Origin of the sequence: Nonomuraea sp. NPDC048901 (assembly GCF_040649695.1) — a bacterium.
In the GTDB taxonomy this organism is placed as follows: domain Bacteria; phylum Actinomycetota; class Actinomycetes; order Streptosporangiales; family Streptosporangiaceae; genus Nonomuraea.
In genome coordinates, this window is record NZ_JBEZFW010000004.1 from 290623 (window position 1) to 310749 (window position 20127).

General features: G+C 70.0%; 14 protein-coding genes. 9 read left to right on the plus strand and 5 right to left on the minus strand.

The genetic code is table 11. The features are described from left to right. Positions 1-163: 163 nt before the first annotated feature. The 3 genes from AB0C30_RS15170 to AB0C30_RS15180 all read left to right on the plus strand — a co-directional run bounded on the left by AB0C30_RS15170 (position 164) and on the right by AB0C30_RS15180 (position 6033). Positions 164-2710, plus strand: coding sequence for a hypothetical protein (locus AB0C30_RS15170; protein ID WP_357943591.1), 2547 nt, complete (start codon positions 164-166; stop codon positions 2708-2710). A 171-nt stretch (positions 2711-2881) separates the two neighbouring features. Next, positions 2882-3364, plus strand: coding sequence for a hypothetical protein (locus AB0C30_RS15175; RefSeq protein WP_357943593.1), 483 nt, complete (start codon positions 2882-2884; stop codon positions 3362-3364). Beyond that, the gene (locus tag AB0C30_RS15180) at positions 3361-6033 is read left to right on the plus strand and encodes a M48 family metalloprotease (protein WP_357943595.1); all 2673 of its coding nucleotides are present in this window, start codon (positions 3361-3363) and stop codon (positions 6031-6033) included. The genes AB0C30_RS15175 and AB0C30_RS15180 overlap by 4 nt, the downstream gene beginning before the upstream one ends. Here AB0C30_RS15180 and AB0C30_RS15185 read toward each other — a convergent pair. The 4 genes from AB0C30_RS15185 to AB0C30_RS15200 all read right to left on the minus strand — a co-directional run bounded on the left by AB0C30_RS15185 (position 6030) and on the right by AB0C30_RS15200 (position 9322). Continuing rightward, a complete protein-coding gene (locus tag AB0C30_RS15185) occupies positions 6030-6680 on the minus strand; it encodes a hypothetical protein (RefSeq protein ID WP_357943597.1) in 651 nt (216 codons plus the stop codon). The two genes, AB0C30_RS15180 and AB0C30_RS15185, sit on opposite strands and share 4 nt — an antisense overlap. Positions 6681-6813: 133 nt before the next feature. Continuing rightward, complete coding sequence (locus tag AB0C30_RS15190) at positions 6814-7353, minus strand: WYL domain-containing protein (RefSeq protein ID WP_357943599.1); 540 nt, start codon at positions 7351-7353, stop codon at positions 6814-6816. Between the two features lie 36 nt (positions 7354-7389). Then, positions 7390-8379, minus strand: coding sequence for an alpha/beta hydrolase (locus AB0C30_RS15195; protein WP_357943601.1), 990 nt, complete (start codon positions 8377-8379; stop codon positions 7390-7392). A gap of 43 nt (positions 8380-8422) precedes the next feature. Further along, a complete protein-coding gene (locus AB0C30_RS15200; protein ID WP_357943603.1) occupies positions 8423-9322 on the minus strand; it encodes a LysR family transcriptional regulator in 900 nt (299 codons plus the stop codon). Positions 9323-9448: 126 nt separating this feature from the next. Here AB0C30_RS15200 and AB0C30_RS15205 point away from each other — a divergent pair, with 126 nt between their 5' ends. Both AB0C30_RS15205 and AB0C30_RS15210 read left to right on the plus strand, forming a co-directional pair. After that, positions 9449-10657 carry an MFS transporter gene (locus AB0C30_RS15205; RefSeq protein ID WP_357943605.1) on the plus strand — a complete coding sequence of 403 codons (1209 nt, stop codon included), beginning with the start codon at positions 9449-9451 and terminating at the stop codon, positions 10655-10657. 36 nt (positions 10658-10693) lie between these two features. Then, on the plus strand, positions 10694-11200 hold the full coding sequence (locus tag AB0C30_RS15210; protein WP_357943607.1) for a pyridoxamine 5'-phosphate oxidase family protein: 507 nt from the start codon (positions 10694-10696) through the stop codon (positions 11198-11200). A gap of 36 nt (positions 11201-11236) precedes the next feature. Here the strand turns inward: AB0C30_RS15210 and AB0C30_RS15215 are convergent, their stop codons facing one another. Next, positions 11237-12175, minus strand: a complete 939-nt coding sequence (locus AB0C30_RS15215; protein ID WP_357943609.1) for a cyclase family protein — start codon at positions 12173-12175, stop codon at positions 11237-11239. Between the two features lie 146 nt (positions 12176-12321). On the opposite strand from AB0C30_RS15215, the gene AB0C30_RS15220 reads away from it, so the two are divergent. The 4 genes from AB0C30_RS15220 to AB0C30_RS15235 all read left to right on the plus strand — a co-directional run bounded on the left by AB0C30_RS15220 (position 12322) and on the right by AB0C30_RS15235 (position 20075). Beyond that, positions 12322-15156: a BTAD domain-containing putative transcriptional regulator gene (locus AB0C30_RS15220; RefSeq protein ID WP_357943611.1), complete on the plus strand. Its 2835-nt coding sequence runs from the start codon at positions 12322-12324 to the stop codon at positions 15154-15156. A 156-nt stretch (positions 15157-15312) separates the two neighbouring features. Next, a complete protein-coding gene (locus tag AB0C30_RS15225) occupies positions 15313-16692 on the plus strand; it encodes an FAD-binding monooxygenase (protein WP_357943613.1) in 1380 nt (459 codons plus the stop codon). Between the two features lie 76 nt (positions 16693-16768). After that, positions 16769-17104: a hypothetical protein gene (locus AB0C30_RS15230; protein ID WP_357943615.1), complete on the plus strand. Its 336-nt coding sequence runs from the start codon at positions 16769-16771 to the stop codon at positions 17102-17104. Positions 17105-17243: 139 nt separating this feature from the next. Further along, positions 17244-20075, plus strand: coding sequence for a BTAD domain-containing putative transcriptional regulator (locus AB0C30_RS15235; protein ID WP_357943617.1), 2832 nt, complete (start codon positions 17244-17246; stop codon positions 20073-20075). Positions 20076-20127: the final 52 nt, after the last annotated feature.

Here is a 20127-nt window from a genome sequence, read left to right on the forward strand (position 1 = left end):
GGAGAAATTTCGGGTAATCGCAGCGATTCGAGCGGAGGGTCGCCTTTGCTGTTATAGGTTCACTAGTACGGGCCGATCTTGAAGCGGCCGTGCCCGTTACATCTGTGTTGCAGCTTGACCTCTCTTACCCGCCACAGACGCTTGCCGGAAAATACTTCTCTACATGACCAGCCGGGAGCAGATCTTCGACGACTTCGCCAAAGCCGTCTTCGCAAAGGTGCTTCGCCGCAGGAAGTGGCGGAGCCGCCTGCTCATAAGAATTCATGAGGGAACTGCGGGCGGTTCGGCCACTTTGCTCATCGATGCCCTGACAAACCGGCTGCGACTCGGCAAGACGCCGCTGGTGCCGCACGCGGTGGTGGATGAGCGGGCCCGTGTGGCGCGGCAGATCGCGACAGGGCTGACAGCCCCGAGGGGGTGGGGCACGCTTCGCTTCCCCCAATACAACGTCTTCAGGGCGCTCGAGTCGGATGCCTTCGCCGGAATGGATCCGCAGGATTGTGCCTTCAGAAAGCTCCATCCTTTCCTGTGCCGATTCATTCAACTTCCGGGCGCGCCTGATCCGGTTCTTTGGTGGATCCGGTTGGTCGGCTTCGTCATCGTGTTCGCGGGCTGGTTCGAACAGCTGCGGTTCGGCGGGGCATGGCGTCGTCGCATGCGCCGCAACTGGTTCGCGAAATTCGCCGGGGGAAGCCACGAGGATTTTTTCGAGCAGGCCGCGACCATCATGCGCGGCAGCGACGAGCAGAAGAAGGAAGGCGTGCTTCTCCGCGCGCTCCTGTGCGATCTGGACGCGGCGTTCACCCCGCGTCTGTCTCCCTGGCGGCGACGCCGGCAGAGCGGATTCATGCTGTTCATCAAGAACGGCGACGAGCTCGCTGACCTCATTCGGCAGGCGATAGAGGACACCAAAGCGCGACACATCACCGTGATTTTCGCTCGATCCGGTCAGGCCGCGGGTGCGCCGAATCTCGCCGAGGCCACGCTCCGTCTCATCCTGCACGGAGACACCGAGCTTCAGGTGACGACGAGGGACATAGCGGCGGGTGCCACCGCGGAGCAGCTCGCCGGCGCGTACAAGATTCCGGTGCGGCTGAGAAGCTCCGCCCTGGTTGTCGTCGTCGCTGTCCTGCAGATCGTGATCCCCACCGTCGGTGGCTATTTCGGCGCCGCGCGGCTTTTCCAGTTCTGGCCCTGGTCCAGGGATGAGACCTGTCTCGGCGAGACCGCTGGAGATGCGGCGACGGCGGCCACGCCGGTCGGCCTGCTCTCCTCTCAGGAGGCGACCCGTCTCTACAACGCCGACAAGCAGGCGATCGACGACGAGAACACCCGAGTCAGGGGCCTGGCCAGTAAGAACCCCGACATGAGATACACGATCAAGAGGATCGTCTACCTGGGCTCCGGTGTCGCGGGCGCCTTCGACGCCGGAGTCGCCTACAACGGCGTGATCCCCGAACTGCACGGCATCCGACTGGCGCAACGGAAGATGAACGAACTCGCCGAGGGCAATCCGCGAACGAAGGATCAGCTCTCGGGCAACGTCTTCGCCATCGTCGACATCCGGGAGGCCGGCAAAGACTATGCCCAAGCGCCTCAGATCGCTCAGCAGGTGGTGCGGCAGTCAACCGAGACCGTCCTCGGTGTCATCGGGCTTGGCGAGAGCAGACAGCAGACACTCGAGGCTCTGAAGACCCTCGGCGACGGCGGGCTGCCCATCCTCGGCATGGGCGCCACCTCCGAAGATATGCAGGCCCATCCGCTTTACCATCAGATCTCCTTCGACAACCCGTACCAGGCGCGCATGTTCGCGGCGTTCGCTCGGCAGGCCAACATCATCCGGGCAGGCGAATCCGGCCGCTGTGTCCCTGCTGACAAAGCACTGGTCATCGGCGACCCCACTGACAACTACAGCCTCCGGCTCGGAGAGGACCTCGTGACCGAGTTCCCCGTAGACAATGCGCACGTCATCTGGTTCCCACCGCCGGGATCGGCGACGTCCGTCCATCCCGCGGGCACGTTCGTGACCAGCGACTCGGAGTTGCTCGAAAAGGCGTGCGCGCGACTGACTCAAAGCGCCGACGACCGCACCGTGGTCTTCTGGTCCGGCAGGGCGGAGCGCCTGCGGGACTTTCTCGTCGCGGCCAAGGACAGCGCCGCCTGCCCCGCGTCGTTCACTGTGGTCAGCGGTGGCGACCTCTCGACCACGGCCGTCCTCAAGGAGCGATTTCCCACCGACTTCGCCGGCGTGACGCTCTTCTACTCCGCGCACGCGCTGCCGAGCAGCCCGCCCAACAGCGCCGGGGATGACTACGCCCACCGTTACCTGGACCTGTACAAGACCACCAATGATCCCTGGTACGACAACTGGCGGGGACCGATCGCCTATGACGGCCTCGTCACCATGGTGTCGGGAATCAACACCGTGTGCCGGGAGAACGGGCCGGCCGGCTGCGGGAGGGGATCGGTGGCCAGCCATTTCCGCTACCGCATCGGAGGAGAGTCCGGGCTTCGGGGCGCGACAGGGATCATCCGTTTCGCCAAGGATCCGTGGGCGACCGCGGCTCCCGCGCCTCTCCAGAAGCGGTTTCTGATGCTCCGCGCGACTCCTACGGGACCATCCGTCGTCATGGAGTGCGGGCAGCGCGACACCAACGACCTCAGGACCACCTGGGGGCCCAAGGGCGCGTTCGACTGCCCGAGCACATAAAGATCGGTAGTGCCAGCCGGACACGGCGCATCATTTCCGCCCGGATCGGAATCACTTTTGGGCTTGACGCGCAACACGTATCACGGCGGCCGGAACTTTTCTTTCTGGTGTTCCTGTCGGAACGGAAGTTAGCATGCGGTGACTCTAGCCATTCATTCGGTAAGGACAGATATGGCGTTGGAATCGGAGAACGGGTCCGTTCGGCGCTTCGACGACATCGCTCGCGCCATTGTCGCCGAGGCCGCCCCCAAAGAGGCGGAATACTTTCCGGCGATCGCCCGGGCCACCCGGAGAAACCCTCGGCGAGCCTTCCGCGGCGGCGGTGACGACCTTCTCGGGTTCTCGCTCGCGGACGCCGTGACACTCCTGACGCCCATCGTCCTGACCGTCCTGACCGGCGCGGCGACCAACACGCTCACGCAGGCCGTCGAACGTACCTCGAAACAGGTCTCCAAGAGCGTGTGGAACAAGCTCTTCCCTTCGCGCCCCGCGCCGATCGCCGGCTCTGAGGCCGTCGTTCCCGTTCTCGACCCCGCTCAAGTGAAGGAGACCGCGCAGGCGGTCGAGGAGATCGCACTCGCGCTGGGCGTGGACAAGGCGACCGCCCTCCGCCTGCGACAGGCGACCTTCGGCCACTTGTCGGGCGAGAGGTGACCGCGGCGGGCGAGATGGTGTCAGGCCGCAGGCTTAACCCCTTCACGCTGCCGTCGTCGACGACGTCCCGGTTCCTCATCCTGATCACCGCGACGATCGCCTGCTCTCTCTACCTTGCCCTGTTCCTGTTCGAGCTCCGGCTGCGCGTCGCCTATCTGCCCGAGCACGTACGGCACGCGGAGTGCCTGTCATCGCTGCGTTCCGGCGCACGCTCGGTCGAACCGACCCTGCTCGTGGACCGGTACGGCGAGTGCACCGCGGGAGTGACGGCGGCCGAGGCGCTCCTGCCGATCGGGTCGCTCGTCGTGCCCGCGCTGTGCGCCCTGCTGCTCTACGCGTTTCACCCGCTGTGGGCCTTCCGCCGCGGACTCATGGCCCTCGCGGAGGTGAGTAGCGGCGAAGCCCACGCGGACCTGGTACGCAGGTTCACCTCCATCGCCGAGGAGGAGGCTCCCGGCAGGAACGTCCGGTTGCTGGTGGATCCGGGAAGGGGAGAAGTCACCGGGCGCGCGCTCGGCCTGCCGCGACGCCACATGGTGGTGCTGAGCATGGGGCTGGTCCTCGCGCACGCGACGACGCCCGCCATTACCGAGGCGGTCCTGCGGCACGAACTGGCGCATATTCGCAACCGCGACGTCGGTATCGCGCACTTCACGGTGGCGATCTGGTGGTCGTTCCTGTTGACGGCCTGCGTGCCCGCGCTGGTCGCCACGGCGATCTGGGTTCCCGGCGACCTGCTTACGCAGTGCGCCAGGCTGACGGTGATGACCCTGGTGCTGTGGCTGGCCAGGACCGCGGTGCTTCGCGCCCGCGAGCACCACGCGGACGTCAGGGCGGGCGACACCGCCGAACGGCAGGAGACGATGGCCGCGGCGATCGAGACCGCCTCGTCGAACCGCCGCTACCCGGGGCCGCTGCGCTTCTTCAGCAGCCATCCCGCCCGGCGGTATCGCCTGGACGTACTGAACGAGCCGGGCAGGCTCCTGCGCCTGGACCAGTGGGAGATGTTCAGCGCGGGGTCGCTGGCGGGCCTGGGTTTCGCACCCGTCTACCACTCCTATTCCCAGCTCGACACCGAGGGGGTGATCGACGCCCGCTACTTCATGCCCGGGCTCATGTTCGGGCTGCTCATCTCAGGCGTCCTTGTCGTGGCCGTCTGGAGGGCGAGCACCGGGCGGTTCGCGGGACACGGTTCGCGGATGAGTCTGTGGTGGGCCTCGGCCGGCTTCACGGTGGGCGTCATCGCCGGCCAGTACGCGGCCATGATCCGCGCGGAGGTGTGGATCTGGACCCTCGCCTTCGTGAACCCGCTGATCGGACTCACCTACTGTCTCGTGCTCCTGCTGATCATCCGGGCCTTCCTCTCCTGGGCCAAGGCCTGCTCCTCGGCCTGGCTGGCCGGCTCCACCCACCCCCGGACGATCACCCTGGCGGCCGTGGCGGTGTCGGCGGTGGTGATCGGCCCGTGGCTGGGTTTCTGGTTCTATGGCATCGCCACCGTCGTACAGGCCGGTGTCACGTGGGACCTGCTGGTGGTGACGCTGGTGACGATGGTCAGATACACCCCACTGGTGCTCACCATCGCGCTGGCCTGCGCCTACCTTGTGGCGGCCGGGACGCGAGCGCGGCCGGCACCGGGGAGCGGTCTGCGGCTCCATCTCGACGACGCCGCGCCGGTCCCGCTCCAGCGCCTGCCCGCCCACCTCGTACGGGCATCCCTGCCGTTCGCCGTGGCCTGCTGCCTCATGGCGGTCGGCGGTTTCGCGCTGCAGCCCATGCTCATCGCGGCCAGCAGGCAGAGGGGTACGGGACAGTTCCTCGAGGCCGTCTACGTGACCATGGGCGTGGCCGTGGGCCTGCTGGCGCTGGCCGCGCTGGCGGCCGGGATCCTGGTCGGCGGCCGCGGCTCGGGAACGTGGGCCGTGGCTCACGCGGGGATCATGCTCCTGACGGCGGCCGTTCCGATGGCCCTGGTGATCCTCGGCCATGTCGCCGTGGCCGAATGCGGGTGGGAGCGGGCGGGCGCCTGCTTCGCGCAGGGCGCGCCGCTCCAGGTGACGATCGGAAACTACGCCACGCTCACGTACATGTACGCGATCTACCCCGGTCTTCTGCTCGCCGGGTGCGGCAGCCTCATCAGAGCCCGGAGGCGACCGCCCGTCCCCGAACCGCGTCGGAGCGTCAACCGCCCGGTCGTGGCGAGCGCGACGATCGTGATCACGTTCGCCCTGGCGGTCGGCGTCTACGGCGCCCTGCTGAACTGGCGGCTGACCGTCGGGGCCATCCCCGCGGCGCGCATGACCTGGCAGCGGGCGGTCATGGAGGCGGCCGACCAGCCGATCAAGCCAGGCTCGGTTCCGCAGCTCGACGCCTGCCGCAACGCATTACGCATGTTCGCCAGCCCGGGAGTGCGCGACGCGCTCAACACCGACCAGCGCTACTACGTGCTGGCGGCCGGGCTCATCAACCATGTCGCCTCGTCCGACGACCCCGCCCTGCGAGCGATGGCCCAGGCCGGATACGTCTGGCTGGACAGGGGTCGCGCGGACATGGTCACCAAAGTAGTCACCAAAGTGCTGCACTACTGCGTGCTCGTCGGGGGCGAGCACCAGGTCGATCTGCAGGCGAGCGTCGCTCCGCGGACAAGCGTCGTTCCGCGGACAAGCTAGGCCAGGCACGCCCTGACGCCGTACCGGACGCCGGTGTTGAAGGCGTTGATCCGTTCGGTGGCGCTGCCGTGATCGCGCGGGTTCGTCCACGGCGTGTCACCCGACAGCCCCCGCAGCGTCGCCGCGATCTCTCGGTTGTCGCCCCGCTCCCACGTGAGTGTGCCGTCCCTCGACGCCCCCGCGAGTGCCGCCCCTCCCATGCAGTCCGCCTGCAGTTCGATCTGCGGCACCAGATATCTGGGCGGCATACGATTCTGGATGGAGTGGCTCCATTCATGTGAGATGACCTGGTACACCAGCCCGTCGCCGTAGCTGTAGCTCATCCTCATCAGGTTGATGTCCCAGGCGATGAAATGCTGGGTCGTGCAGTAGGAGGCGTTGTAGGGCAGCATCTTGTATCCCGAGCACGCGGGCCGGTTCGGGCTGCGCCCGTCGTAGGAGCCCAGGACGCGGGGCGGCGAATATCTGCCGGGTAAGTAATCCGACCAGTGATCTGACCAGAATCGATTGACCGCGTAGACGGCCGTCGCGATGTCCTCCTGGAGGCCGTCGACTTTCACCCCCGCCTCGGCTCCGTTCGCGCCTCCTCCGCCGATCCATGTGACGGCGAGAATGGTCACCACGGCCAGTCGTAAACGCGCCGACATGGAGCCCCCAGTTTGTTGGTTCGCTTTCGCCAGGCTCCGAACGATAAACGCGCGCATACGCTGCGAATAGGCTCGGTTACCGAAATATCACCGTTGTCTTAGGAGACGCCATGCAGAGGGGCGACGGCTTGGATCACGAGGGCGTCGTACCCCGGCTGAGGGTCCGTAGCGTTTCGGCCTGGCGGACGCGTTCGGCCAGGGTGTGGTCCAAGGATGGCACCGTACGGGCTGGGCAGGGCTCGTCCCGCAGTTCGGCGGCGAGGATGCGTTCGAGGCGGAAGCCCCGCCCGGCTCGGCGGCTGCGGCACCAGCCGATCAGATACCACGAGCCCGAGGCGGTGAGCAGGCCGCCCGGCTCCACCTCGCGCTCGCTTTCCCGCCCCGCCGAGTCGGCGTATCGGATCCAGACAACCCGCCGGCGGGCCACCGCCAGCGCCTCCGCGGCGGTGAGGTTGATCGGCGGCAGAGCGGTGTCGCGGTCGATGAACCAGCCCCCGCGCGGCCCGGCCTCCGCACGCACCGGCACCCTGGCCTCCATCAGCGCCTGTAGATCGCGCTGGATGGTGCGCCGTGACACCCCGAACCGGTCCGCCAGCCAGCCCACGGTGCGTGGCCGGGGCGCGGTCGCGCGCAGCTCGTCTACCAGGGCATAGAGGCGTTCGGTACGGTTCATCGCGTCATCGGGTCACAGGCACGGACGCGTACCAGGTTAGGCCAGACATCTGCGTAGGAACTCCTCCTGGGCCGCCAACTCCCGCTGGGCCAGGGTCGTGGGATGCAAGGTGAACCCGTGCCAGCCCTCCTCCGCCACCACCAGCTCGGCCACGTTGCCGGCGGCCGCCCAGCGGGCCGCCATGAACAGCGTGTCGTCGAGCAGGGGATCGGCCGTTCCTACCGTGAACCGCGCGAGCGGCAGACCACGCAGGTTGCCATAGAGGGGTGAGATGTCAGGATCGAGTCGTTTGTCGGGCGACAGCCCCGGAAACTGCTTGCTCCAGAACCATTCCTGGATCGGCCTGTTGATCAGCCGGTTTCGATCGCCCGACGCGCGGCCGCTGGGTGTGCCGTGGCCCACGTCGTAGCCGCCGAAGGAGAGCTGTGCGGCCAGGAACGCCTCGGCGGGTGCCACGGCGTGCCGGTCACGCAGCCGCAGAAGCGTGGTGACGGCCAGCCGCGCGCCGCCCGACTCGCCGCCGATGAGCAGTCGTCGCGTGCCGAACTCGGCGGCGGCGTTCGCCACCAGCCAGAGCGCCGCCTGCTCGGCGTCGTCGTTGCCCGCGGGGTAAGGGTGCTCCGGGGCCAGCCGGTACTCGACGCTGAGCACCGCCACACCGCAGTTGGCGGCCACATCGCGAAGGCGTGGATCCTGCCCGTCCGCCGAGCCGATCACCCCGCCGCCGCCGTGGAAGTGCAGGAACACGCCCTCCGGTGCACGCCCGTCCGGAGGGAGAAAGGCCCGGAGCCGGAGCCGGCCGCCGTCGGAGGTGGTCACGGTCCGCCAACTCGCCTCGGGAACCGTCGCGAGGGTGGGGAACCCGCCTCCGCCCGCGCGCTGAAACTCACGAGCCGCCACGGGATCGTCCTGGACATGCAGCGGCACCTGGCCGTCGAGCAGTTTCTCCATGCGGTCATTGACGGCACGGGTCTCAGCCAGCTCGTCGAGATCCAGGCCGAGCAGATGAATGGTGGGTACGTTCATGCAGCCAACCGTGCCGCCACGCCGCGACACCCTTATGTCACGGTCAACGCGTGATGTCGCTCACAGCCTTCTTCGAGGGGCGCTCGTCGAGGGTGGTGCGCAGGGCGGTGATGAAGGCGGTGGTGGCGGGCGGGTCGGGTGGCTCGCCGAACGCCGCCAGGTGGATCCGGCGCCGCGCGGCGGTCAGCTCGGTGGCCTTGACTCCGTCCGCGTGGTGGGTGCGCAGGGCCAGTCCCGGCATGGTGGTGACGCCCAGCCCGGCGGCGACGAAGGCCTGCTGGACGAGGATGTCGTCGCTGCTGTAGGCGATGCGCGGGGTGAACCCGGCGTCCTCGCAGGTTCGGACGAGGTCGCCGCGGCAGTTCGGGCACCCGGCGATCCAGGCCGAGTCCCGGTGGTCGGTGAGGGTCTGCCCGGACTCGCGGCTGAGCAGGTACACCGGGTCGTCGAGCAGGTAGGAGTAGCGGATGCCGTCGTCCGGCATCGTGTCCTCGTACGAGAACATGATGGCCAGGTCAGCCGATCCCTCGCGCAGCATCCGGCGGGCGGCCGTGGGATGGGCGTCGCCGAGGTGCAGCTCGATGTTCGGGTACGACTCGCGCAGGGCCACGGCCGCCGGGGGGACCAAGACGCTCAGGGCGGAGCTGAAGGCGACGAGCCGGACCCGGCCGGTCCGCAGCCCGAGCTGGGCGGCCAGTTCGGCGTCGGCGGCGTCGACCCGGCCGACGATCTCCGTGGCGCGGCGGGCGAGCAGTTCCCCTTCGGGGGTGAGCCGGATGCCGCGCCCCACGCGCTGGATGAGCCTGGCGCCGGTCGCCGCCTCCAGCCGAGCCAGGTGGTGGCTGATCGAGGGCTGCGAGTAGTGCAGGGCCTTGGCGGCTTCGGTGACCGAGCCGTGGGCCGCGACCGCGGCCAGGACGCGCAGCCGGACGATATCGAGCATTCATCAAGGGTATCTATGGATTTTCGCCAATAGTGGCATTAGACGCATGTGGCACCTCATGGGCAGACTCGGCGGTGAGATCACCTGGGGGTCGCCGATATGTACACGTACCGGGAACTGTTCCGAATGCCCGAGTTCACGCCGCTGTTCACGGCCTCGTGCGCGCAGGTCGCCTCGACCACGCTGAACGGGCTGGCGCTCGCCACGCTGGTGTACGCCCGTACGGACTCGGCGCTGCTGGCGGCGCTGGGCATGTTCGGACCGTCGTTCGCCGAGTTGGTCGGCGCCACCCTGCTGCTGTCGGTGGCCGATCGGGTGCGGCCGCGTACGGCGCTGACGCTGACCGCGCTCGCCGGCGGCGCGGCCAGTGCGGCGCTGGCCGCGCCGGGCATGCCGTTGTGGGCGATGTTCGCGGTCATCCTCGCGCTGGGCCTGGTCAACTCGATCGGCAGCGGCGTCCGGTACGGGCTGCTCAGCGACATCGTGCCGCCGGACGGGTACGTGCTCGGCCGCTCGGTGCTCAACATCTCGGTCGGCGCGATGCAGATCGCCGGGTTCGCGGTCGGTGGCGTCCTGCTGGCGGTGGTGTCGCCGCGCATGACGTTGGCCATCGGTGCGGCGCTGGCCTTCGTCGCCGCGCTGGTGCTGCGGTGCGGGCTCGGCGCCCGGCCGGCGCGGTCGGTCGGGCGTCCGTCCGTCGCGGCCACCTGGCGGGTCAATCGTCACCTGCTGTCCACGCGTGCCCGCCGGGCCGTCTATCTGTCGATGTGGGTGCCCAACGGGCTGGTGGTGGGCTGCGAGGCGCTGTTCGTGCCGTACGCGCCTGGGGCGGCCGCCGTATTGTTCGTGGCGGCGGCGCTGGGGATGCTGTTCGGCGATCTGGCGGCCGGGCGGTTCGTGCCGCCGGGGGTGCGCGGGCGGTTCGTCACCCCGTTGCGGTTCCTGCTCGCGGCTCCGTACCTGCTGTTCGCGCTGCCGCTCGGCACGCCGGTCTTGGCCGGCGCCGCGGCGGTGGCCTCGGTCGGCTTCGCCTCCACGCTGCTGCTGCAGGAGCGCCTGATCGCGCTGACCGGCGAGGACGTCCGCGGCCAGGCGCTGGGCCTGCACGTCAGCGGCATGAAGGCGATGCAGGCGATCGGCGCCACGCTGGCCGGCCTGATCGCGCAGTACGTACCCGCGGGCGCGGCGATGGGCCTGATGGCCGTGGCGGCGCTCGCCGTCACCGCGGCCCTCAGTCCAGGCCTTCGGCTGTCGGATCCGGTTCAGCCGCTCCGTCGGGCCAGCCGGCAACTGTCCTCGTACCGCGCCGCCTCGCCGACGAGTTCGGCGCCGTGAAGTGCGCTGTCCACCATGAAAACGACAATGAGAGGGATGACCGTGCAACCGTACGAGATCACCGAGATTCTGAACCGGCCGATCAGTCAAGAACTGCTGGCCCGCGACGTGACCCGCTTGGCCTACGTCGCCAAGGACGGCACACCCCGCAACATCCCGATCATCTTTGCCTGGAACGGCTCGGAGATCGTCATGTGCACTCCGAAGAACGCTCCGAAGCTCCATGCCTTGAGCGAGAACCCGATGGTCGCCCTGACGATCGACACCGAGGTGCACCCGCCCAGGATCTTGCTCATCCGGGGCCGGGCCGAGCTGGACTACGTCGATGGGATCCCCGACGAGTACCTCCAGACGACCAGCACCTATGAGATGACGCCCGAGCAACGGGTCGAGTGGGAGACGGAGGTGCGTTCCCTCTACCACGACGGCATGGTCCGGATCGTCGTGACCCCGACCTGGGCGAAGCTGATCGACTTCGAGACGACTCTGCCGAGCGCGGTCGAGGAGCTGCTCCGACAGCGGGAGGAGCGTCAGCGCGGCTGAGCGGCGCGAGGTCGCTCGACTCGCGCAGCACCGGGGTCAGAATGTGGCGATCGGGTTGACTGGGCTGCCGGACGTACCGGCGAAGCGGACCGGCGCGACCGCGAGGTGGAAGTCCCACTGGCCGAGCTCGGCAGCCGTCGTCGCGCACGCCTCCAGGTCGCAGTTGTCGAGCAGCCACAGACCCATCGCGACGAGGCTCACGGCGTGAACCGGCATCAGCACGTCTTCGTACCCGGACGGCTGAACGTCCTGGGGGGTGTCAGCGCCGATCAGCGCCACTCCCCGTTCATGCAGCCACGGCAGGCAGGACGCGTGCCAGCCGGCCTGCGTGAAGCCGCCGGCCGCACCGGCCTCGTGCCGGACGCGGCCATAGCCGGTCCGCAGGAGTACCGCATCGCCGGCTCGCACCCGCACACCCTGGCGACGCTCGGCCTCCTCGAGATCGTCGGGATACACACCCTGCCCCGGTTCCAGCCACGGCACATCGCGGACCCTCGCGATGTCCAGCAGGACGCCACGCGTGATGATCCCGTTCGCCGCCGCAGTGACGGCCGCCCACGCCGATCCCGTCGCGGCGTCGACCAACGAGTGCGACCGCCCGTTGTACATCGCGCCGTCCCAGAAGATGTGGCACGGCGAGTCGATGTGGGTGACGGTGTTGCCGTGGAACATGATGCCGAGCCGCTCGTTCGAATAACCCCAGTGTCGGTCGTTGCGGAATCCGGGCAGCGGCATGTTCTCGGCACCTGGCATGTCGGCGGCGCACGGGCACGTCGTCGTCGACCGCTCCATCTCCTCCGGCACGGCAACCTCCCACGCGCACGACACACTCCTGCCGTGGCGCACGGCCCGCGCCGCCGCCAGCCGGACGTCGTCGGTGATGTGGTTCAGAGTGCCGAGCTCGTCGTCGTCGCCCCACCGTCCCCAGTTCGACAGCGTGTCGAAGTACCCGAGCACGTCGTCCTGTGTGGGCATCGGTCGCTCTGCCGTCATCTCAGCATCAACCCCTCCGGTCACATGGTTCGAGGCAGCGCAGGAGCCGCCCGACACGCGAGTTTTGCGGCGCTTCAGGATGCGGAAGATATTCTCACAGCGCGTTTGGTGCGGCGGGAGGTCTGCTGGTGAGCGTGGTGGCCGAGGACGTGAGATTCGGCGTTCTCGGGCCGCTCCGGGCCGAGGTCGGCGGTCGCCCGGCAGGGCTTGGCGGACCTCGCCAGCGGGCCGTGCTGGCGCTGCTGCTGATCGCGCGGGGCAGGAGCGTCTCGGCGGAGCGGATCCTGACCGAAGTGTGGGAGGGCTCGCGACCTCCCTCCCTGACGACACTCCATGGATACGTCGCCGATCTGCGCAGGACGCTGGAGCCGGAAAGAGCGCCCGGCGCGCCGGCCCGGTTGCTGGTACGCGAGGGGCCCGGATACGCCCTTCGGGCGGTACCCGCCGCGGTTGACGCCGAGCGCTTCACCGATCTGGCCGCTCGTGGCCGGCGCGCGTTGGACGGCGGCGAACCGAGACTCGCCGCGGACCTGCTCGGACAGGCGCTCGCGCTGTGGCGGGGCCCGGCCTATGCCGACTTCGGCGGAGCCGCCTTCGCGGTGCCCGACGCGACCAGGCTGGAGGATCTGCGGGCCACCATCCGCGAGGACCGGCTTGCGGCCGTCATCGCGTCGGGGGAGCACGCCGCTGCCGTAGGCGAGCTGGAAGCGATGATCGCCGAGCAACCGCTGCGTGAGCGCGGCTGGGAGTTGCTCGTCCTCGCCTTATACCGGTCAGGACGGCAGGCCGACGCGCTCGCCACCCTTCGAGCGGTACGCAGAAGGCTGGCCGACGAGCTGGGCATCGACCCGGGACGCGGCCTGCGCGACCTGGAGGCGGCCGTACTCGCCCAGGACCCGCGGCTCGCGCCGGTGCCGGCTGAGCCCACTCGCATGTCATACCCTCCGGCCGCGGCTCCGGCGCAGCCCTCGGGCAATCTGCCGTTCGCGCTGTCCAGCTTCGTCGGCCGCGGCGGTGACCTCACGGCCGTCGCGTCCCTGCTGGACGGGCACCGGCTGGTCACGCTCACCGGCCCGGGCGGGGTCGGCAAGACCCGCCTGGCCTTGGAGGTCGCACGCGCCCGTACCGACGCCGACGGGCCCTGGCTCGTGGAACTGGCAGGTCTGCACGCACCCGAACTGCTCACCGGGACCATGGCCGCCGCCCTGGGGCTGCCCACCGCGGCGTCCCCCGATCAGCTGGCCGGGATGATCGCCGACCGTGACATGCTGATCGTCCTGGACAACTGCGAGCATCTGCTGGTCCCCGCCGCCATGCTGGTCCACACCCTGCTGACCCGCTGCGGCACCGTACGGATGCTGTGCACCAGCCGCGAACCCCTGGGCATCTCGGGGGAAATGGTGTACGAAGTACCGCCCCTGGATGCCGCCACGGAGGCCGCGGACCTGTTCCTGCGCCGTGCGGCAGCCGTCTCGCCCGGCTGGGCGGCCGAGCCGGGCGACAGGGAAAGGATCGCCGCCCTGTGCGTACGGCTCGACGGCATCCCGCTGGCCATCGAACTCGCCGCCGCGCAGAGCCGGGCGCTGTCCGTGGCCCAGATAGCCGATGCCGTAGCGGACCGCTTCACCTTGCTGGTGGACGGATCAGCCGGACGGCCGGACCGTCATCGCACGCTACTGGACACGGTCGCCTGGAGCGATCAACTGCTGCGGCCGGCCGAACGCCGGCTCTTCCACCGGCTCGGCGTGTTCGAAGCCGGCTTCGACCTGGAGGCGGCCGCCGCAGTGGGAGGAGTCGATCCCGTCCTGGCGCCGCTGCTGGCGTTGGTCCGCAAATCGCTGGTCACCGCGGAAACCGGCACGGCACCACGCCGCTACCGGATGCTGGAGACCTTGCGCCAGTACGCCCTGGCCTCGCTCTCCACCGACGAGCTGGCCCGGGCGCGGGAACGCCACCGCGCCTGGGCCCTGGCCCGGGCCGAGAACGCCGAACGTCATCTCCGCGGCCCGCAGGGAGCGGCGTTGCTGAACGGGCTGAGCCGCGATCAGGCGGAGTTCCGGGCCGCGTTCGCCTCGTCACTGGCGGCAGGTGACGGCGAGTACGCGCTACGGCTGGGCGGCGCGCTGTTCTGGTTCTGGTTCCGCATGGGTCATGTCGCGGAGGGTCTGGCCTGGCTGTCCGAGGCGTTCGCGGCGGCCCCGCGAGCCGGCGCGGATGTCCGGGCGCGTGCCCGGTTCGCGGTCGTGGGACTGCACTACCTGGCCGGACAGCCGCCACAGGCGTACCAGGCGGCCCGTTCGGCGATGGAGGAGGCCCATCAGGCAGGCGACCCGGTGACGGAGGCGCTCGCGACCGCGTACGCCGCCTACCTGGGGCTGCTGACCGGGGCGGCGCTCGACGCCGAGACTCTCGCCCGCGAGGCCGTCGAGGTGGCCCGGCGCAGCGCCCTGGACTGGCTGGAAGCGGAAACGCTCATGATCCAGGGCATGGTCCTGCGGCTGCTGGGCGATCTGCCGGGCGCCGACAGCGTCTTCCAGGAGGCCATCGGAGCCGCTCGCGCCAGTGGCCACGACTGGGCGGCGGACGGGGCGGCCTGGTGCGAGATGAAGACGGCCTCGGACCGCGGGGACGGTGCTCGGGCGCTGGCCATCGCGGCGGACATCCTGGCCACGATGGACCGGTACGGAGACATCTCCTTCTGGCTGGTGACGGTGCACAGCGCGGCCCGCGCCCTCGCGCTGACCGGGCAGGCCGAGCACGCGGCCGTGCTCATGGGGGCCGTGGAGGCCATCGGCAAGCGAGCCGGAGTCTCCCCGGAGCTGATGGACCCGTTGGACGGGCCGCGCGAGGCCGCCGCCGTACGCGGGGCACTTCCGCCGGAGGAGTACGAACGTCATGCGGCCCACGGGCGCGCGATGTCCCGGCGGGACGCGAGCGCCCTGCTCACCTCGTTGATCCGCTGATCGGGCCTTCCACGCCTTGAGGCTTGGAAGCCTTGGAAGTCGCTGGGAAAGCCGGTTCCCACCGGCCTCGAAGCGGGCCGGCCCACTCTCGTTGTTGTGAACGCGGCGCCGCCTGGTCCGGGCGGCCGGACAACGAGGTGAATCATGATCAAGCGGATGAGCATCGGACACCCGCCCACCGGACACGCCGTCGTCGCGGGAGCGGGGATCGGCGGGCTCCTGGCGGCCCGGGTGCTGCGCGAGACGTTCGACCGGGTCACGGTGATCGACCGCGACGCATTGCCCGCCCAGGGTGTCCCCCGGCGGGGTGTGCCGCAGGGGCATCACGCGCACGGGCTGCTGTCCCGGGGCTGCGAGATCCTCGAGGAGCTGTTCCCCCGGCTGACGGCGGACCTGGTCGCCGCCGGCGCCACCACCTGCGACATCCAGGACGACGTCCGCTGGTACAACGACGGCCGGCTGCTGCACCCAGCGCCTTCGCGGCTGCGCGGCCTGACGGTGAGCCGGCCGGAACTCGAACGGTACCTGCGGTACCGCGTCGCGGATCTTCCCGGCGTGGTGATCCACGAACGCTGCGAGGTGGTCGAGCCGATCACCGGCAGGGACGGCGCGGTCACCGGAGTACGCCTGCAGCGTTCGGGGCACCAGCCCGAGGACATGGCGGCCGATCTCGTGGTGAACGCCGTGGGCCGGGGAAACCGGGGCGCGGAGTGGCTGCGCCGGCTGGGATACGAGCCCGCGCCGGAGGAGCGTGTCGACTCCGGGCTGCAGTACGTCTCCCGTGAGTACCGCAGGCGGCCGGGCGACGCCGACTTCGTCGCCATGGTGGTGGGGCACAGCGCGTCGGTCCCCAGGGGCGGCGTCGCACTCAGCGGCGAGGGAGACCGCTGGCTCGTCACCCTGTTCGGCATGGGCGACGATGTCCCACCCGTCGACCCGGACGGGTACCACGGGTTCGCCGCCCGGCTTCCGGTCCCGGACCTGCACCGCCTCCTGGAGCGCCTGGAACCGCTGGGGGAGCCGCGGCGGATGCGCATTCCCGTGAGCATCCGGCGCCGCTACGAACGGATGGGCCGTTTCCCCGAGGGCTATGTGGTGTTCGGCGACGCCCTGTGCCAGTTCAATCCCAGCTACGGGCAGGGCATGACGGTGGCCGCCTGCGAGGCCGTCGCCCTGCGTGAGTGCTTGGCGGACGGCCGGCGCGACGGCCTGGCCCGCCGCTTCTTCGAGCGGGCGGCGCGGATCATCGACGTGCCCTGGGACCTGTCGGTCGGTGGTGATCTGCGGTTCCCGTCCGTCGAGGCGCCACGCCCGCTGCGCGTGAAGCTGCTCAACCGCTACATCGCCCGCCTCCATGTGGCCGCGGAAGCGGACCCGGTGGTCGGGCAGGCCTTCCTGAGCGTCGCCAACCTGCAGGCCCCTCCACAGCTCCTGTTGTCGCCCGGCGTCCTGGCCCGTGTGCTCCGGCCGCGTCCCGGCGGCGGCCCGGCCCACCTCCGACTTCCGGCCCGGGAGCAGATCCCGGCCGGTCAATGACGTCGCGGCTCATCCCGAGCCTCGGCATCCGAAACCCGAAACCGTCCCCCAAGGGATGGAGAGAAAGGACATCATCATGTTCAAGAACATCACCGCGGGCATCATCCTGGCGACCGCCGTGGCCGGTGGGCTGACGGCCATCGCGGCTCCGGCCTCGGCGGCGACGGCCGGCGCGGGCAACGCGGTCTGGGTCGAGCCCGGCGCCACCAAATCCTTCCTGGTCATGTGCCCTTCGTACGCCCCCACGATGCTGACCGGCACGATCAAGATCACCGCCGCCACTGGGGTGTCGGTCTCGACCAGCCTGGACACGGACTCCGACGCCTTCAGCCGCGACATGCTCACGGTGACGGCCACGAACGGCGGCGCCGTCCGCCGGTACGTCTCGGTCACGGCCACCTGCTCGAGCTGACCCTCTCCACAGCCGCACCAGGCACCCGTTCCCGCCCCTTCCTGGGCCGCAACCCTTCGGTTACTCTCGCAGGAGATCTTCATAAAGTGCGAGAGGGAGGCCGATGGGTGGGGTCGCTCTCGATATTGTGCGGTTCGGGGTGCTCGGTCCTCTCCGGGCCGAGCTGGCGGGACGGGCGGTCGGCCTGGGGGGTCTGCGGCAGCGGGCGATCCTTGCGGTCCTGCTGATCGCCGGGGGCAGGATGGTCTCCGCCGAGCGGATCACATCCCAGGTGTGGGAAGGCTCGCCGCCCTCCTCACCGACGACCCTCCACGCGTACATCTCCCAGCTGCGCCGGGCCCTGGAGCCGGAACGCCCGGCCGGCGCTCCGGCCCGGCTGCTGGTCCGTGAGGGGACGGGATACGCGCTGCGGACGGATCCATCCGCCATAGACGCCGAGCGCTTCGCCGACCTCGCCGCGGCGGGGCGGCGGGCCTTGGACGGCGGCAGACCGGGCCCCGCCGTGGAAGTGCTCACCGAGGCACTGGAGCTGTGGCGTGGTCCCGCCTACGCGGACTTCGACGGGGCCGGTTTCGCCTTCACGGAAGCGGCCCGGCTGGAGGACCTGCGTGCGGCCGCGTACGAGGACCGGCTGGCCGCCACCATCAACCTGGGCAGGCACGCCGCGGCGGTCGGCGAGCTGGAGGCCCTGGTGGCCGAGCAACCGCTGCGCGAACGCGGCTGGGAACTTCTCGTCCTCGCCCTGTACCGGTCCGGGCGGCAAGCTGATGCGATGGCGGCGCTGCGCACGGCACGGCGACGGCTCGCGGACGAGCTGGGCATCGACCCCGGACCCGCGTTATGCGACCTGGAGTCCGCGGTGCTCGCCCAGGACCCCCGGCTCGACCCGCCGCCCGCCCGCTCCGCCGGCGCTCACGTCGGCGGCGCCACTCCCGTCGTTTCTGACAACCGTCCGGCGACGGCGCCCGTCGGTAACCTGCCGATCGCTTTGACCAGCCTGCTCGGACGTACGGACGACATCGCCGCCGTGGAGCGTCTGCTGACCGAGTACCGGCTGGTCACCCTCACCGGCCCAGGCGGAGTGGGCAAGACCCGCCTCGCGCTGGAGACGGCCAGAGCCCGTACCGACAGCACCGACGGGCCGTGGCTGGTCGAACTGGCCGGCCTCACCTCACCCGAGCTGCTGCCCGCCACGATCGGGACCGCCGTCGGCATCCCCGGGGCATCCTCGGCCGAAGACCTGTCGGCCGTGCTCGCCGGACGGCGACTGCTGCTGGTCCTCGACAACTGCGAACACCTTCTGGACGCGGTCACCACCCTGACCGGTGTGCTGCTGAGCCGCTGCGGCGGCCTGCGGGTGCTGGCCACCAGCCGCGAAGCGCTGGGCGTCGAGGGCGAGGCGGTCTATGAGGTACGGCCGCTCGACCCTGACGGCGATGGCGCCGAACTCTTCCGGGAACGGGCTGCCGCGCTGTCCACATGGTCCCCCGACATGGACGACCTCGACCGGATCCCCGGGCTCTGCGCCGGCCTCGACGGCATTCCGCTCGCCATCGAACTGGCCGCCGCTCAATGCCGGATGCTCTCCGTCGGCCAGATCGCCGACGCCTTGGAAAACCGCTTCGGCATCCTGGTCGGCGGCCCTGTCGACCTGCCCGCCCGGCATCGTGCGCTGGAGTCCACGATCGCCTGGAGCCACCGGCTGCTCGAACCCGAGGAACGGCGGCTCTTCCACCGGCTGAGCGTGTTCGCCGCCGGGTTCGACCTCGATGCCGCGGGCGTGGTGGGAGGCCAGACTCCCGTGCTGCCTCCCTTGTCGGCCCTGGTCCGCAAGTCGCTGGTCGGTGTCGAGCCCGGGACCGCTCCACGCCGCTACCGGCTGCTGGAGACGCTGCGTCAGTACGCGCTGCGCGAACTCGACCTTGACGACCTCGCGCGGACCCAGCAACGGCACCGCGCCTGGGTCCTGGCCCAGGCGGAGAGCGCCGAGCGCGGGCTCCACGGCCCTCAGGCGGCCGTGCTGCTGGGCCGGCTGACCCGGGAGCAGCCGGAGTTCCGCGCCGCCTTCGCCTCCGCGCTGGCCGCCGGTGATGGCGACTACGCGCTGCGATTGGGCGGAGCCCTGTACTGGTTCTGGTACCGCATGGGCCACATCGCCGAAGGCCTGTCCTGGATGTCGAAGGCTTTCGCCGCGGCGCCGCACGCCGAGCCGGCGGTCCGGGGGAGGGCCCGGCTCGCCGTCAGCGGGCTCAGCTACCTGGCCGGGAATCCGGCGCAGGCGTACGAGTCCGTCGTGCTGGCGGAGCAGGAGGCACGGGAGGCCGGTGACCTGGTGGTCGAGGCTTCCGCGCGGGTCTACCAGTCGCACTTCGGCGTATTCGCCGGAATGCCCGTTGACGCTCCGGCGCTCGCCCGCAGCGCGGTCGAACTCGCCCGGCGGGCCGGCGAGGACTGGCTGGTGGCCGAGGCGCTGATGGTTCAGGGCACGCTCGCCCGCGTTCTAGGAGATCTTCCGACCGCTGCCGCGATCCTGGCCGAAGCCATCACGACCGCTGACTCCTGCGGCCACGACTGGGCGGCCGGCTCCGCCGCGTGGGCCGCCATGAAGACCGCGTGCGATCGTGGCGACGGTCGGCGCGCCCTGGAGATCGCCGCCGGCATCCTGAACGCGCTCGACCGCCACCAGGACGTCACCTCCAGGCTCGTGCTCATCCACACCGCCGCCCACGCCCTCGTACTGACCGGCCAGGCTGAGCAGGCAGCCGTGCTGATGGGCGGCGTGGAGGCGGTCGGCCGCCGGGTGGGCTTCTCCCCCGAGCTGATGGACCCGAGGGATGGCCCCCGCGAGGCCGCCGCCGTACGCGAAGCCCTCCCGCAGGACGAGTACGAACGCCTGACGGCACGGGGACGCGAACTGTCCCTGGCGAAACTGACCACCCTCCTGGTGAGCCTGCTCACGATCCGCTCATAGGTGGGCCGGCGGCATATCCAGCCGCCGCGGGACTGAGAGCTGAGAGCCACCC